General features: G+C 59.8%; 13 protein-coding genes. 8 read left to right on the top strand and 5 right to left on the bottom strand.

Annotation, left to right across the window (positions count from 1 at the left end; genetic code table 11):
* Positions 1-42: 42 nt before the first annotated feature.
* Entirely contained in the window at positions 43-1,704 is a 1,662-nt protein-coding gene (locus ACU0FH_RS12755; protein ID WP_446195004.1) for an amidohydrolase, read from the bottom strand.
* Positions 1,705-1,954: 250 nt separating this feature from the next.
* Between ACU0FH_RS12755 and ACU0FH_RS12750 the strand changes: the two genes are divergently transcribed.
* The 5 genes from ACU0FH_RS12750 to ACU0FH_RS12730 all read left to right on the top strand — a co-directional run bounded on the left by ACU0FH_RS12750 (position 1,955) and on the right by ACU0FH_RS12730 (position 6,376).
* On the top strand, positions 1,955-3,067 hold the full coding sequence (locus ACU0FH_RS12750) for an ABC transporter ATP-binding protein (RefSeq protein ID WP_446195003.1): 1,113 nt from the start codon (positions 1,955-1,957) through the stop codon (positions 3,065-3,067).
* Between the two features lie 3 nt (positions 3,068-3,070).
* Positions 3,071-4,012 carry an ABC transporter permease gene (locus tag ACU0FH_RS12745; RefSeq protein WP_238369440.1) on the top strand — a complete coding sequence of 314 codons (942 nt, stop codon included), beginning with the start codon at positions 3,071-3,073 and terminating at the stop codon, positions 4,010-4,012.
* Positions 4,005-4,877: an ABC transporter permease gene (locus ACU0FH_RS12740; protein ID WP_446195001.1), complete on the top strand. Its 873-nt coding sequence runs from the start codon at positions 4,005-4,007 to the stop codon at positions 4,875-4,877. Before ACU0FH_RS12745 ends, ACU0FH_RS12740 begins: the two co-directional genes overlap by 8 nt.
* 71 nt (positions 4,878-4,948) lie before the next feature.
* On the top strand, positions 4,949-5,971 hold the full coding sequence (locus tag ACU0FH_RS12735; RefSeq protein WP_446195000.1) for an ABC transporter substrate-binding protein: 1,023 nt from the start codon (positions 4,949-4,951) through the stop codon (positions 5,969-5,971).
* A gap of 75 nt (positions 5,972-6,046) precedes the next feature.
* Positions 6,047-6,376 carry a glutathione S-transferase N-terminal domain-containing protein gene (locus tag ACU0FH_RS12730; RefSeq protein WP_446194999.1) on the top strand — a complete coding sequence of 110 codons (330 nt, stop codon included), beginning with the start codon at positions 6,047-6,049 and terminating at the stop codon, positions 6,374-6,376.
* On the opposite strand, the gene ACU0FH_RS12725 is transcribed toward ACU0FH_RS12730, so the two are convergent.
* The 3 genes from ACU0FH_RS12725 to ACU0FH_RS12715 all read right to left on the bottom strand — a co-directional run bounded on the left by ACU0FH_RS12725 (position 6,308) and on the right by ACU0FH_RS12715 (position 8,946).
* Entirely contained in the window at positions 6,308-7,087 is a 780-nt protein-coding gene (locus ACU0FH_RS12725) for a short-chain dehydrogenase/reductase (RefSeq protein WP_446194997.1), read from the bottom strand. The genes ACU0FH_RS12730 and ACU0FH_RS12725 overlap by 69 nt on opposite strands.
* 104 nt (positions 7,088-7,191) lie before the next feature.
* A complete protein-coding gene (locus tag ACU0FH_RS12720; RefSeq protein WP_446194995.1) occupies positions 7,192-8,019 on the bottom strand; it encodes a metallophosphoesterase family protein in 828 nt (275 codons plus the stop codon).
* A gap of 15 nt (positions 8,020-8,034) precedes the next feature.
* A complete protein-coding gene (locus ACU0FH_RS12715) occupies positions 8,035-8,946 on the bottom strand; it encodes a diacylglycerol/lipid kinase family protein (protein ID WP_446194993.1) in 912 nt (303 codons plus the stop codon).
* Between the two features lie 264 nt (positions 8,947-9,210).
* Between ACU0FH_RS12715 and ACU0FH_RS12710 the strand changes: the two genes are divergently transcribed.
* From ACU0FH_RS12710 to ACU0FH_RS12700, 3 genes are all read left to right on the top strand, one after another.
* Positions 9,211-10,041, top strand: coding sequence for an IclR family transcriptional regulator (locus ACU0FH_RS12710; protein ID WP_238369447.1), 831 nt, complete (start codon positions 9,211-9,213; stop codon positions 10,039-10,041).
* A 123-nt stretch (positions 10,042-10,164) separates the two neighbouring features.
* Entirely contained in the window at positions 10,165-11,145 is a 981-nt protein-coding gene (locus ACU0FH_RS12705; protein WP_446194990.1) for an NAD(P)H-dependent flavin oxidoreductase, read from the top strand.
* 325 nt (positions 11,146-11,470) lie between these two features.
* The gene (locus ACU0FH_RS12700; RefSeq protein ID WP_446194988.1) at positions 11,471-12,085 is read left to right on the top strand and encodes an outer membrane protein; all 615 of its coding nucleotides are present in this window, start codon (positions 11,471-11,473) and stop codon (positions 12,083-12,085) included.
* Positions 12,086-12,193: 108 nt separating this feature from the next.
* Here the strand turns inward: ACU0FH_RS12700 and ACU0FH_RS12695 are convergent, their stop codons facing one another.
* The gene (locus ACU0FH_RS12695) at positions 12,194-13,855 is read right to left on the bottom strand and encodes an AMP-binding protein (RefSeq protein WP_446194986.1); all 1,662 of its coding nucleotides are present in this window, start codon (positions 13,853-13,855) and stop codon (positions 12,194-12,196) included.
* Positions 13,856-14,043 lie beyond the last annotated feature (188 nt).

Below are 14,043 nucleotides of genomic sequence, written 5' to 3'. Positions count from 1 at the left end.
AAAGCGCAGCGGGCCGGCATTTGGCCCGGGCGGCGAGAGCGATTATGCCTCCCAGGTGATCTCGCCGCCGCAGAGCGTCAGCGCGGCGCGGGCAGTGCCGATCTGCTCGGCTTCGAGGCTTTCGAGATCGGCGTCCATCACGACCACATCGGCGAGCATGCCGGGCGCCAGCTTGCCCAGACGGTGTTCATCGAATCCGGCGTAGGCCCCGCCCATCGTGTAATCGAACAGCGACTGCATCAGGTTGGAGGCATGGCTTGGGTGATCGGGATGCCACGGCTTGCGGGTGACAGCGGCCTGAACGCCGCGCATCGGGTCGATATCGGCGACGGGCCAGTCCGAGGCAAAGGCGATCGGCACGCCTTCGTCGCGCAGGTATTGGACCGGGAAAGACCACGGCCAGCGCTCTTTGCCGACCTTGCTGGTCCAGGGTTCCAGCGGGAAGTCGAGCGCGCCCGGCGGGTGTTGGGGTTGCATCGAGGCAATCACGCCGAGTTCGGCAAACCGGTGAAGATCATCGGGATGCAGCACCTCGATGTGTTCGATCCGGTGACGCGAGTCGCGTTTGCCGTTGGCCTTTTGCGCGGCCTCGTAACCGTCAAGCACCCGACGCACGGCCGCGTCACCGATGGCGTGGACGGCGATTTGCAGCCCGTGCTTGTCGGCTTCGGTCGCGGCCTCGTTGAAACGCTCCACGCTATGCAGCGGGTCGCCGCGCCAGCCGGGCTGATCCGCGTAATCCTCGACCATGACAGCGGTGCCACTGTCGATGACACCATCCATGAACATCTTGACGCGGCCCGAGCGCAGCCGGTCGCTTTTGTAATCCGTCGTCATCTGGCGGGCGACTTCGAGCGAAGAAATGGGTTTGGAGGGCGTCAGGTGGAACGGAATTTCCGTCCGGCACAGCAATTCGCCCCGCTTTTCCAGCGCATCCAGCAGTTCGAGCTGGTAGATATTGCCATCCATGTTGTGCAGCGAGGTGAACCCGTAGGAGGCGCAGTATTTCAGCCCCTCAAGCATCACGGCCTCGTCCTCGGCCCGCTCGGCTGCCGTCACGTTTTCGGGTTCATCGCCGGTCAGACCAAGATTTTCGCGCCCGCCCGACGTGCGCAGGACCATGACATGCCTGTAGGCCTCGAATTCGCGCAGTTCACCGGTGGCAGTGCCGTCGCTGCCCATCACGACCTCGTTGCCAAGGGGCACGTCCCGGCCATTGATCAGCCCTGCCTTTTCCATCGCGATGGTATTGGCGAAGGCGGTATGATGGTCGGCAGCGATCACGACCAGCGGGCGATCCGAAATGACCTGGTCCAGTTTCTGACGGGTGATCGACTCTTTGTCGCCGAAAAGGGTATACATCGCCCCCTTGCAGATCAGCAGGCCTTCATCCGGGTTCGCCTTGGCAAAAGGCAGGACTTTTTCGCGCAGCGCGTCGAGACCCTGAACACGGTCGAGCTGGCACAAACGCAGACCATAGGCACCGCTGAACAGATGCAGGTGCGCCTCGACCATGCCCGACATGACCGTCTTGCCCTGCGCGTCGAAACGGCGGGTGTTCGGCCCGACGAAAGCCTCCATCTCGGCCTTTTCCCCGACGCCCAGAATAAGGGCACCACCGAGCGCGATGGCATCGGCGCGGGGTTTCGCGGGGTCCATCGTCAGGACTTTTGCGTTTTCTATTATGAGGCTGGCCTCGGTCATGTTCGGCTCCTTGATGTTTTCGCCGGAACGCTAGCACGCGATCTTTTCAATTGAGAAGCTGAAGCGCGTTTGAACGAGCGCACAAAAAAGCGCAGGCGCGGCGCCTGACTTGGGGGCAGGAGAAGAAAAGCCAAGTATATTGCTTGATCAATGAGGAAACAGGCGCTTAGATTTGATCAAAACCGGACGCAAAAATTTTGATCAAATTCGAAATCAAAGACGGTTCGGAACAACTGGGAGTATCAATATCGTGCCAGAAACCGCACTCAAGACCCGTCCCGCCACAGCCGAATCGGAGACCGCCGTCGATGTGATCGGCATCTCGAAACTGTTCGGAAGCAATCAGGAAATCCGCGCGCTGGACGATGTGTCTGTTGCGATCCGCAAGAACGAGTTCTTTACACTGCTGGGACCATCAGGCTGCGGAAAAACAACGCTGCTGCGGGTAATCGCCGGGTTCGAACCGCCCACGAGAGGGTCACTGCACCTTGGCGGGCGCGATATCTCGCGGCTTGCGCCGAACCAGCGACCGATCAACACGGTGTTCCAGAATTACGCGCTGTTCCCGCATATGAGCGTGGCCAATAACATCGCCTTCGGCCTTGAGATGCTGGGCAAACCCAAGAATGACATCCGCGACAAGGTCACGGAAATGCTGCAGCTTGTGCGCATGGAAGAGCTCCGTTCGCGACGGACCTCGGAAATCTCCGGCGGTCAGCAACAGCGTGTGGCGCTGGCCCGGGCGCTGGCACCGCAGCCCGAAGTTCTGTTGCTTGACGAACCGCTCAGCGCGCTTGATCTCAAGCTACGCAAGGAAATGCAGATCGAGCTGAAACGTCTTCAGAGCGAGACCGGCCTGACATTCATCTTCGTGACCCACGATCAGGAAGAAGCGCTGACCATGTCGGACCGGATCGCGGTGATGAACGCGGGCAAGATCCTTCAGGTCGGCTCGCCGCGCGAGATCTACGCTCATCCCTCGGAACGGTTCGTGGCGAATTTCATCGGCGAGTCGAATTTCCTCAACGCGCATCTGTCGGGCAACCGCGTCACGCTGGAAGCGGGCGGCGGAACCTATGAAGCCATCGCGCCAGAGGGCGTCCCGGATGGCAAGGTCAGCGTTCTGGTACGCCCCGAACATGCGAGCGCCCGCCCCGGTGAGGCCGCTGGCGAAGAGCTGGCGGCGACGGTCGAAACGGTGGTGTACTCGGGCGATGCGACATCGCTGCACCTGCGGCTGAAGACCGGCGAGACGCTCAAGACCAAGATGCCGAACGGCCCCGAGCAGAGCACCGCCTTTGGCGAAGGCGACGCGGCGGCCGTGACCATCGCGCCCGGCGCCGTCACCGTTCTGAAGGACTGAGCGATGAGCGATATGGCCCTCAACACACCGCCCGAACCCGGCGCGCTGGAACTGGAAGAAGCGCGGCAGGACAATCGCTCGCGCTGGCTCTTGGCGCTACCCGCCCTATTGATTATCGGCTGTTTCGCGACCCTGCCCCTGCTGGTGATGCTGGTCTACGCGTTCCTGACGCCCGGCGATTACGGCAACGTGGTCTGGAAATTCTCGACCGACGGGTGGGTTGCGGTGCTGCTGCAGCGCGACATCTTTGACGACACGCTGATGTGGGCCGATGCGCATTTGTCGATTTTCTGGCGCAGTTTGCGGCTGTCGCTGATCACTACGGTTCTGACGCTGGTCTTTGGCGTGCCGACCGCGTGGTTCATCGCCACACGTCCGCGCGAAAAACGACAGTTCTGGCTGTTTCTTGTCACTGTACCGTTCTGGACCAACCTGCTGGTGCGCACGATTGCCATTCAGGAACTGATCCGTTCCGAAGGGGTGATCAACCTGATCCTGCTGAAAATCGGGATCATCGACGAACCGATCCAGATGATGTTCACCGATTTCGCCATCGGGTTCGGCATGACCTATGTCTACCTGCCGCTGATGGTGCTGCCGGTCTATGCCGCCGTGGACAAGCTGGATTTCCGGCTGGTCGAGGCGGCGCATGATCTTTACGCCGGGCGCTGGACCGCGTTCCGCCGGGTAATTCTGCCACTGATCAAGCCGGGGATCATCGCCGGATCGATCCTTGTCTTTATCCCCTGCCTTGGGGCCTATGTGACGCCGCGCGTGCTGGGCGGCGGCAAGAACCTGATGTTCGGCAACCTGATCGAGCTGCAATTCGGTGCGGGCCGCAACTGGCCGCTGGGCGCGGCGCTGTCGCTGACCCTGATGGCCATCGTGATGGTCGCCCTGATCTATTATGTGCGGGTAACCTCGCGGGAGCGCGAAGATGTCTGATACCACCCTGAGCGGCAGCAAGATCGAAACCGAAACCGTTGTCCCCGCCGCAAGCGGAAAGAAGGCGCCAAAGGGGTACAGCGTCAGCACCCTGCCCGGTTTCTCGGTCATCGCGATCTTTACCTTTTTCGCGCTTTATGCGCCGATCATGATCCTTGTGCTTTATTCCTTTAACGCGGGCACCTCGCTTGCGATTTGGGAAGGATTCTCGCTGCGCTGGTACGCGCAGGCGGCGGGAAATGAGCGGGTGATCGACGCGGCGATCCGGTCGCTGATCCTTGCTGGGTCGGCGGCGACGATTGCCAGCATCAGTGCGACAATGGCCGCGCTGGCGACCACGCGGACGCGGCGGTTCAAGGGGCGCACGATGATCTATGCGCTGATCAACCAGCCGCTGATGGTGCCCGAAATCGTGACCGCCGTTGCGCTGCTGATCGTTTTTGCCTGGATCAAGGTGATGACCGGTTACACCAGCCTGCTCTATCTGGTCGCCGCGCATACGGCATTCTGCATCCCCTTTGCCTACCTGCCAATCCGGGCGCGTCTTGAAACGATGGATGACACGCTGGAGGTGGCCGCGCGCGATCTTTATGCCTCGCCCATGCAGGTATTCCGCCGGGTGACGCTGCCGCTGATGTGGCCGGGGATCATCGCCGGGTTCATGCTCGCCTTCGTGATTTCGCTGGATGACGTGGTGATCACAGAATTCGTGAAATCCGCCGGACAGGAAACCATTCCGACCTATATGCTGGGCCAGCTGCGCCGCGTGGTCACGCCTGAAGTCAACGCGATTTCGACCATCATCCTTGTGTCGGGTGCTGTTCTGGTATCGCTGTTTTTCTGGGTTAGCCGCGAACGCCGCTGACCTTTCCCGATACCGGCCGAAAAGAGCCGGGATAAAACAAAAACAACCAACTCAACATGGAGTGTTACTTGATGAAAAAACTGTTTGCAGCCGCTTCCGTTCTGGCGCTGGGCGCGACCGGCGCCATGGCGCAGGAACTGAACATCTATAACTGGGGCAACTACACGAACCCCAAGCTGATCGAGAAATTCGAGGCTGAAACCGGCATCGACGTCACCATCACCGATTACGACAGCAACGACACCGCGCTGGCCAAGGTCAAGGCGGGCGGCCACGGTTTTGATATCGTCGTGCCCTCGGCCACCTATGTGCCGATCTGGATTTCCGAAGGCCTGCTTGAAGAAACCCGCCCCGATCAGATGGAAAACTTTTCCAACATGGATCCGGTCTGGATCGATGTGCCATGGGATGAAGGCCGTCATTACACCGTGCCGTGGCAGTGGGGCACGACCGGCGTCGCGGTTAACACCAAGTATTACGATGGCGACATCGATACCTCGGCCATCTTCATGGACCCGCCGGAAGAGCTGAAGGGCAAGATCAACGTCGTGCCGGAAATGGGCGACGTGATGGGCCTTGCGATCATGTATTACGGTGGTGAGCCCTGCACCAACGATAAGGAAATCCTCAAGCAGGTGCGTGACGGTCTGGTTGAAGCAAAGAAAAGCTGGCTTGGCATGGATTACGGCAACATCGAGAAATTCGCCAAGGAAGACGTCTGGGCGGGTGTGAACTGGAACGGCTCGACCTTCCGTATGCGTCTGGCGAATGAAAACATCGCCTATGGCTATCCGAAAGAAGGCTACGTCGTCTGGATGGACTCTGTCGCGGTTCTGAAGGACGCACAGAACATGGAAGAGGCCAAGACTTTCCAGAACTTTATCATGAAACCGGAAAACGCCGCGCTGATTTCGGAATTCGCGCGCTATGCCAACGGCATCAAGGGATCTGAAGAATTCATGCCCGAAGACATGAAGACCGCGCGTGAGATCAACATCCCGGAAGAGTTGAAGGACAAAGGCACCTTCCTGCCGACCTGTGACCCCGACACGCAGGCGCTTTACACTCGCATCTGGACCGACTTGCAGAAGTAAAGTCCGACGCGCAGGTTATGACGGCGGGCGGTCCTTGGGCCGCCCGTTTTGCTTGGGGTGAGTGGATATGAGGTCATGCGGGAAGTCTGGGGACGCAAGACATCGTCCAACGTGCAGGCGGTGATGTGGTGCGTTGGCGAATTAGGCCTGCCCTATCGCCGTCACGACATCGGCCACCAGTTTGGTGGGACGGATACCGACGCCTTTGGCGCGCTGAACCCGAACCGCACCGTGCCGGTCCTGCCGCACGGGACAGATCCGCCGTTGTGGGAAACCGGCGGCCCGCGTTTCGGGAACATGTCATGGTGTCCTACGAAGAACTGCACCTTTGAGGCGTTACTTGCCCCAGCGTCCCCCGCCGTCGATATCGACAACCGTACCGGAAAGGTAATGCACCTGGTGTGAGGCCAACATGACCGCGAGGGCTGCGACTTCTTCGGCTGACTTCGGACGGCCAAAAGGGTAATTCGCGGGGTCGACAAGCTCTTCCCAGCGGTCCGGGTCGCCCCATTTCTGATCCGCGGTCTGTTTCAGGCGGTCGATCATACGGTCGGTCTTGGTGATCGCGGGGTTGATCCCGAAGACACGCACGTTATCCGCCGGGGTGGCCGCGCCGAGTGCGCTGGTGAACCCGATCAGCCCGGCATTTGCCGCCGCGCCGATGATATAGGACGGGCGCACCGCCCTGCCCCCCATGCCGATGATGTTGATGATCGTGCCGGACTTGCGGGCGCGCATCTGCTCGGAGAACAGCTTGCACAGGTGGACGTAGCCCCAGAACTTGAGATCCATACCCTCGCGCCAGTCGTCCATTCCAAGCGCTTCGATTGGGCCGGACTTGATTGCCCCGGCATTGTTGACAAGGATATCGACGGCAGCGGCCTCGCCGAAAAGCGCAAGCCGGCCTTCATCTTCGGACAGGTCGGCGGCGATAAAACCCGCTTCGCTCCCTGTTTCGGCGCGGATCTGTTCCGCCGCCTTGGCGAGCGCCGGCTTAGTGCGCGACACCAGCGTTACGCGCGCGCCTTCGCGGGCGAAGGCCATCGCCGTCGCGAAACCGATCCCCTTGGAGCCGCCCGTCACGAGAACGTGCTTGTCGATAAGTTTAAGATCCATGTCTGTCCCGTTCTTTGCTGACCGGGTTCGCCCGGCAGGTCTAAGTCACGACGACCTTGCCAGCTTTGTGAGGGCGCGTGCAACGTGTCGTCGGCCCTGCCCCGTCAGTTCGCCACGGAATAGGTCTTGCCACCGGTGCGTTGCCAGCCCGTTTCGCCAAGGGTGAAGTCGGTGGTCAGACGGTGCACGAAGCGTTCGGTCTCAGGCAGGGCGACCCAGCGCTCTACCCGAAGGTCGCGCCCGTCAATGTCGAGAATGGCGAAATCATTGTCCTGATCGCGCAACCTTGTCGAAAGCCCGGTCCCGGCGTGAATCTGGAGGATATTGGAATGGCCCGAATTGGTTTTGTAAGGCTCGGTCCACCATGAATGGAGATGGCCCGATAGCAGGATATGCGCCCCGCATTCGGACAGTTTTTCAAGAGCGCTTTCCGCGCCGATCATGCCATCCTTGGAGGATCCGGGTGGGTGCCGAAACGGGTGATGGGCGACGATAACGTTGATTCTATCCTCGTCGCCATCGCCAAACATCCGGCAGAGGCGACGGGTGGCGTGTCCGGTCATGCGACCGCGCTGCCAACTCCACCGCGTGACCGTGTTGAGCCCGAAAATTCCGACGTTGTCAGTTACGATCTGGGGTTCGAGATTCCGGTCGATCCAGTGACGGTAGCGCGAGAACGGCTTGAACATGCGCAGGAAAGGCCGGTGCAATGGGATGTCATGATTACCCGGCACCACGATCATCGGCAGCTCTATCCGGTCAATAAAAGAACGCGCGGCACGGAATTGGCTATGACGCGCGCGCTGGGTCAGATCACCGGAAAGAGCGACCACATCGGCTTTCGACCCGTTGATCGTGTCGATCAGCGGAGCAAGAAGCTCTGGCCGGTCCCGACCGAAATGAAGGTCGGAAAGATGCAGTATCCGTTTCATACCTACCAGTCTGGCTCAGGGTACGATCACGTTCAACGCGTCATGCAGAACTCGCAGGCGGAAGGGCGAGAGCATCCGCTCTTTTTCCCCGTCGCGGGCAACAAGCCTGTGGGCATGCAGCGTTTCTATCAGGATTTCCTCACCGCATATCAGGGTAAAGTCCCGATCCGCCTGAAGCGTGCGACGGGCCAGTTTGAATGCAAACTTGACCATTTCGAACCTCCCGCAGTCCTTTGCGAGATAGAGGGCAAACTGGCCGTTGCGGACGGCATCGGCACCTTCAAGGCGGAATTCTTCGAGCTGGTAGGCGCTGTTGGCCGCAAAGGCCAGCGGCGTCTTCATGCGGTAGACAGTACCATCCACTGTAACCCGCATCGACTGCGGCTTGTTCACGGTCAGCAGCGCCTTAATGACGGACCAGTGTGCCGCGATCCGGCTTCGGCCCCAACGGCGGTAAACATCTTCGCGCTGGTCAAGGATGGCCGGATAGGCGCCAAGACTGGCGTTGTTCAGAAAGACCCGGTCATTGATCGTGCCGACATTCACGGCCTTGCTCCGGCCCACTTCGATCAGGCGCAGGGCGTCTTCAAGTTCATCGGGAATATCGAGGCTGCGGCTAAAGTAGTTGAATGTGCCTGACGGGATCACGCCCATGACCTTGTCCGTGCCAGCGAGTGCGCCCGCAACGGTGGAGATGGTGCCATCCCCGCCAGCCACGACCACCGTTTCAAAAGGGCCAGCAGCGACTCGCTGCGCGATCTCCTGAATATCCGAGCCCTTGCTCACCCTTTCAAACCGGGTCTTGCCGGGCTGACGCTTCAGCCATTCCTCGAGCTGGCTGACCTGCTCCGAGGCCTTCCCTTTGCCTGACTTGTCATTCGCGATCAGACAGATTGACGATTCCTTTTGCCGTGTGTCGTGGTACAAAAGCTTTACTCCGAAAATGCTCCGCGCCGGTTCGGCCGACAAGTCGATAGAGCGTTGCGATCACAACACGGCAGGGCCTTGACTGGTTCCGCCACAGCGCGATTTGCCAAACTCTGCTGGCATATGCGCTTTGTGCTGTTTATCGCTGTTTGACGGGATAAAATGGCGACGATCTGTGAAACGGGCAGCAAAACGGGGCGTTCGGCCTTTGCACTGTGTCGGCACGGGTCAGAACGCCGGGGCGGAACAGGCTGGGATCAAAGGTTGAGAAAACGCACGCATATCGAGGATGACACCCTGTCGGCAGAGGCCGGGCGGAACGAGCGGCAATTCATCACCTCGCTTTACCGGGGCCTCGAAGTCCTGCGGGCCTTTCGTGCCGATGACCGGTCAGGGCTTTCCAACGGCGATCTGGCGGAGCGGACCGGTCTGCCCAATTCCACGGTATCCCGGCTGACCTATACACTGCTGCAGACCGGCTACCTGACATACGATGCCGAAACCGGGCGTTATCGCATGGGCGTCCCGGTGCTGAGCCTTGGATATGCCTGCCTGAGCGGGATGCCGATCAGGGAAGCCGCTCAAGGGTATATGCAGACCCTGGCCGACAGTTGCGGCGAAGGCGTGATGGTGGCACTAGGCGGGCGCGATGCGCTTACGATGACCTATGTTGCCTGCGCGCGGTCGCGCAGCGTCGTGTCGCTTCAGCTTGGGGTGGGATCACGGATTTCTCTGGCGCGGTCGGCGATGGGACGCGCCTATCTTGCAGCCTGTTCCGAGGAGGAGCGGGCGGAGGCGCTGGAAGATCTTGAACGACACGCCGACCCGGATCTCTGGCCGTCGATCCGGGCGGGGATCGACGATGCCCGCGCCCAGATCGAGGATCGCGGTTTCTATGCGAACCTCGAAAAATGGCATACCGGTGTTAACGCCGTGGCTGTGCCCTTTCGCAGCCAGAGTGACGAGCCGTTGATGGCCTTTAACCTTGGCGGGCCTGCAAGTTTTCTGCCGCAGGACCGGCTCATCGGCGAATTCGGACCGCGACTTGTAGCGCTGGCCGAAACCATGAGCCACAGAGTGCCAAGGGCACGCTAAAGCTCTATCCGAGAGTTTGTCCCGAACGTTAGTGTCGGGCATTGCGGAACAGCGTTCCACTGAGTAGCTTGCCGTCAAATTGACGGCTGCGGTACGCTGCCGTTCCAGGAGGAGAGATTCAAGATGACCATGCCCGACACCCTGAAACACCTGCGCCTGCCCGTAATCGGCGCACCGCTTTTCATCATTTCCAATCCGGATCTGGTGATCGCCCAGTGCAAAGCAGGTGTGGTCGGCTCTTTCCCTGCGCTGAATGCCCGCGAGAAGGAAGGCGAGCCGATTGAGCTGGAACGCTGGCTGACGCGCATTACCGAAGAGCTTGACCGCTATAATCAGGCCAATCCGGACACTCCTGCCGCCCCCTTTGCCGTCAACCAGATCGTTCACCGGTCGAACACCCGGCTGGAGCGCGACGTCGAAATCTGCGCAAAGTTCAAGGTGCCGGTCTGGATCACCTCGCTTGGGGCGCAGGAATGGGTGAACGAGGCGGCGCATGGCGCGGGCGGCATCACCATGCATGATGTGATCAACAACAAGTTTGCCAAGAAGGCGATTGAAAAAGGCGCGGACGGTCTGATCGCGGTGGCAGCGGGGGCCGGTGGTCACGCCGGGGCATTGTCGCCTTTTGCGCTGGTGCAAGAAATCCGGTCGTGGTTCGACGGACCGTTGTTCCTTTCGGGGTCGATTGCGCGCGGCGACAGCATACTTGCGGCGCAGGCGATGGGCGCGGATGGCGGCTATGTCGGATCGGCCTTTATCGCGACCGAAGAAGCCAACGCGGTTGAAGGCTACAAGCAGATGGTTGTTGAGGGCAGTGCCAATGACATCGTCTATTCAGATCTCTTCACCGGCGTTTGGGGTAATTATCTAAAGCCTTCGATCTCGGCGGCGGGGATGGATCCGGAGAACCTTGAACGGTCCGATCCCTCGGCGATGAACTTTGGCGACGGCGGTGCCAAGCCGAAAAGCTGGAAGGAAATCTGGGGATCGGGGCAAGGGATCGGCGCGGTCGACAAGGTGGTGCCAGCTGCCGAATTGATTGCCCGGCTGAGCCGCGAATACGAGGCGGCAAAGGCCCGTTTGACCAATATAACGGCAGCCTGAGCGCCGGGCGAAAGGTCCGGAGCCATTCACATTTCCGTTCAGTCACGGTTAATTTACTGTACCCCCTGATTAGAAACGACGATCAGGGGTTAACTGCTTCAAAGACCTCGAAAAATGAATTTCAAGGGTCGGCACTGAAATATTTCAATTTATACGCGAACTTTAGCCTATAAATTCAACCTGTCGGCTAATTTTAGCCGGGTGTTAACAGACGGGCTGGATTAGTCGCCTCCAAGTAACAAATGATTAACCTAACGCCCCTTGGGAACTAATCCCCGAGCAGAGAGTTGGGCGTGTCCGGATGAAAAACACTAGGAGTAGATAAATGATCCGCACAGTTACGATTGCACTTCTTTGCAGCACCGCTGCATCCGCAGCGTTGGCCGGCAACGCTGATCCGGCACCGGCAGAGCCGGTTGTGTATACCCCGCCGCCGGTTGTTAAGCCCTTCTGGGAAGGTGGCTATGTAGGTGCACAGCTCGGCTATGCCTACGGTGAATTCGACCTTGGCGGCAGCTTTGACAACGACAGCGTCATCGGGGGTCTGACCGCAGGTTACCTGTGGAGCCTCGGCAACAACTGGTACCTCGGGCCGGAATTCCAGTACGACTGGGCCGACGTTTCGATCACTGACCCCGGCACCGGTCAAACGGCGTCCTTCGACAGCATGGCGCGCCTCAAGCTGATCGCCGGTTACGAGATGGGCAACGGCCTGCTCTACGGTTCGCTCGGTTATGCTTATTCCGACTTTGACGGCGTTGGTAACTTCTTCAACGACAGCGGCGATAGCTATGTTGTCGGTCTGGGTTACGACTGGCGTGTGGGTGAGAACTGGACGGTCGGTGCAGAATACATGTACCACTCGTTTGACAGCATCGGTAACGGTGGCGGCGACGTGGACGTGAACACGATCCACATCAAAACCTCGTACCGCTTCTGATCGGTTTTCCGGCAGGCCTCCCCGCTTTAATTACCTCGTAAGCGGGTCGGTCTGCCGGGACTTGCCGAAGGCAGGGCCGCCGCGCATTCGCGAGCGGCCCTTGTTGTATCATGTCACCGTTTCGAGTTCGCGCCGCAGCGCTTTGCGGTCGGGTTTGCCGACGGGCGTATGGGGCAATTCATCGCGGAATTCGAGGTGGCGCGGGATTTCGTGACGGCCGAGCTTGTCCTTGAGGAATTCCTGCAGCTCTTCGAGCGCAAAGGGTTTGGCACCGTTGTTAAGCTGCACAAACACCTTAGCGCTTTCGCCGCGATAATCGTCCGGCACGCCGATGGCGATCGCTTCGGACACATCGGGATGCTGGTGAACGGCATTTTCGATCATCAGAGGGTAGACGTTGAAGCCGCCGGACAGGATCATGTCCTTCTTGCGGTCGACGAGGTAGAAATACCCGTCTTCGTCCATGTAGCCGATGTCGCCCGTCAGGAACCACCCGTTGGAGAAAGAGTCGGCGGTTTCCTTTGGTTTGCCCCAGTATTCGGCAGTGACATTGGGTCCTTTCACCACCATTTCGCCGGTCATGTTCGGACCGAGATCCTTGGTCGGATCTTCGACATCGACAATTTTCAGGTCGATCCCTGGCAGCGGTACGCCGATGGTGCCCAGTTTTTCGTCGGGCATGTCGCGCGGCACGGCGGTACCGGCAGGGGAGGTTTCGGTCATGCCCCATCCGCCCAACAGTTTCAGACCGGTCAGCTTCTTGATGCGGTTATAGACTTCGACAGGCAGCGGCGCCCCACCCGACCCGACATATTCCAGTGAACTGAGGTCGCGCTTTTCGATATCGGGGAGCTGCAGGATCGCGATCCATGTCGTCGGCACACCGCCGAAGGAAGCGATCCGCTTTTCCTCGATCTCCTTGACCGCCTGTGCCGCGTCATAGCGCAGGCGGAGATGGATGGTGCCGCCTTCATGTACGCGTTTCAAAAGCCCAACCGTCAGCCCCATGATGTGGAACAGCGGCGAATAGACGAGCGAGGATTTCCCCGGCTCGGCGGAGCTGTCGTTTTTCGTGTTTTCGGAATAGATCTGAACCGCCGCGGTCAGGTTCGCGTGGGTAAGCACCGCCGCCTTTGGCACCCCTGTCGTGCCGCCGGTATATTGCAGCAAGGCCATATCCTGCGGGGTCACGGGCACCGGATCATAAGTCGCATTCTCATGGCCGGCGAGAAACTCCTGTACGCCCATCGCGCCATCGAACACCGGGCAGTCGCGGCCCATGGCCGATACCGGATCGGGACACTGGACCAAAAGCGGGGTCTCGCCGCTGGCGAGCAAGGGCTTGAAATGGCTCGCCAGTTCCGGCGTGGTCAGCGTGACCGCGACCTTGGCGCCGCTGTCCTTGAGCTTGTGTGCAATTTCGCGGTCGGCATCGAGCGGGCTGATATGGGTCACCGCCGCCCCCGCCGCGATGACGCCAAAGAAGAAAATCGGGTGCCACGGGCAATTCGGCAGGTGCAATGCAACGCGGTCCCCCTTGCCCACGCCCTTGGCCTTGAGCGCCGAGGCTACCTGCCCCGCCAGACGCCGCATCTCGGCAAAGGTATAGGACTTGCCGTAATACTCGATCAGGACGGTGTCGGCATAGCTGTCGAAAGCCCGGCTCATCATTTCGGTCCAGGTCGTCACTTCCGGCTGGAAGTTCGTGGACACGCCGGTTTCATAGTGTTTGTGCCAAGCGCGCTCGCCCGGCCGCGAAATATTACTCATGATTTCCTCCCGCGGTGCGGAATTATGTTTCGCACCTGCTGGGAGGCTAAAAGCTAGAATCGCTTCGGGCAAGCATCCTATTAAAGGAATTCCGACAAATTTCCGCCCGTTGGCCTACATCTGCCTGAGATTGCCCCACATGGGCAAAATTCTTATGGCTAACAGGCCGCAAGTTGAGCGGCATCAAG

Source organism: Heliomarina sp. (genome assembly GCF_052826185.1).
This window is presented reverse-complemented; position numbering and strand designations above follow the sequence as displayed.

What these genes read in the sequence shown, in the direction of transcription:
- ACU0FH_RS12755 (WP_446195004.1), bottom strand. Translation starts at nt 1,704, where the DNA reads ATGACCGAGGCCAGCCTCATAATAGAAAACGCAAAAGTCCTGACGATG.
- ACU0FH_RS12745 (WP_238369440.1), top strand. Translation starts at nt 3,071, where the DNA reads ATGAGCGATATGGCCCTCAACACACCGCCCGAACCCGGCGCGCTGGAA.
- ACU0FH_RS12740 (WP_446195001.1), top strand. Translation starts at nt 4,005, where the DNA reads ATGTCTGATACCACCCTGAGCGGCAGCAAGATCGAAACCGAAACCGTT.
- ACU0FH_RS12735 (WP_446195000.1), top strand. Translation starts at nt 4,949, where the DNA reads ATGAAAAAACTGTTTGCAGCCGCTTCCGTTCTGGCGCTGGGCGCGACC.
- ACU0FH_RS12730 (WP_446194999.1), top strand. Translation starts at nt 6,047, where the DNA reads ATGCGGGAAGTCTGGGGACGCAAGACATCGTCCAACGTGCAGGCGGTG.
- ACU0FH_RS12725 (WP_446194997.1), bottom strand. Translation starts at nt 7,087, where the DNA reads ATGGATCTTAAACTTATCGACAAGCACGTTCTCGTGACGGGCGGCTCC.
- ACU0FH_RS12720 (WP_446194995.1), bottom strand. Translation starts at nt 8,019, where the DNA reads ATGAAACGGATACTGCATCTTTCCGACCTTCATTTCGGTCGGGACCGG.
- ACU0FH_RS12705 (WP_446194990.1), top strand. Translation starts at nt 10,165, where the DNA reads ATGACCATGCCCGACACCCTGAAACACCTGCGCCTGCCCGTAATCGGC.
- ACU0FH_RS12700 (WP_446194988.1), top strand. Translation starts at nt 11,471, where the DNA reads ATGATCCGCACAGTTACGATTGCACTTCTTTGCAGCACCGCTGCATCC.
- ACU0FH_RS12695 (WP_446194986.1), bottom strand. Translation starts at nt 13,855, where the DNA reads ATGAGTAATATTTCGCGGCCGGGCGAGCGCGCTTGGCACAAACACTAT.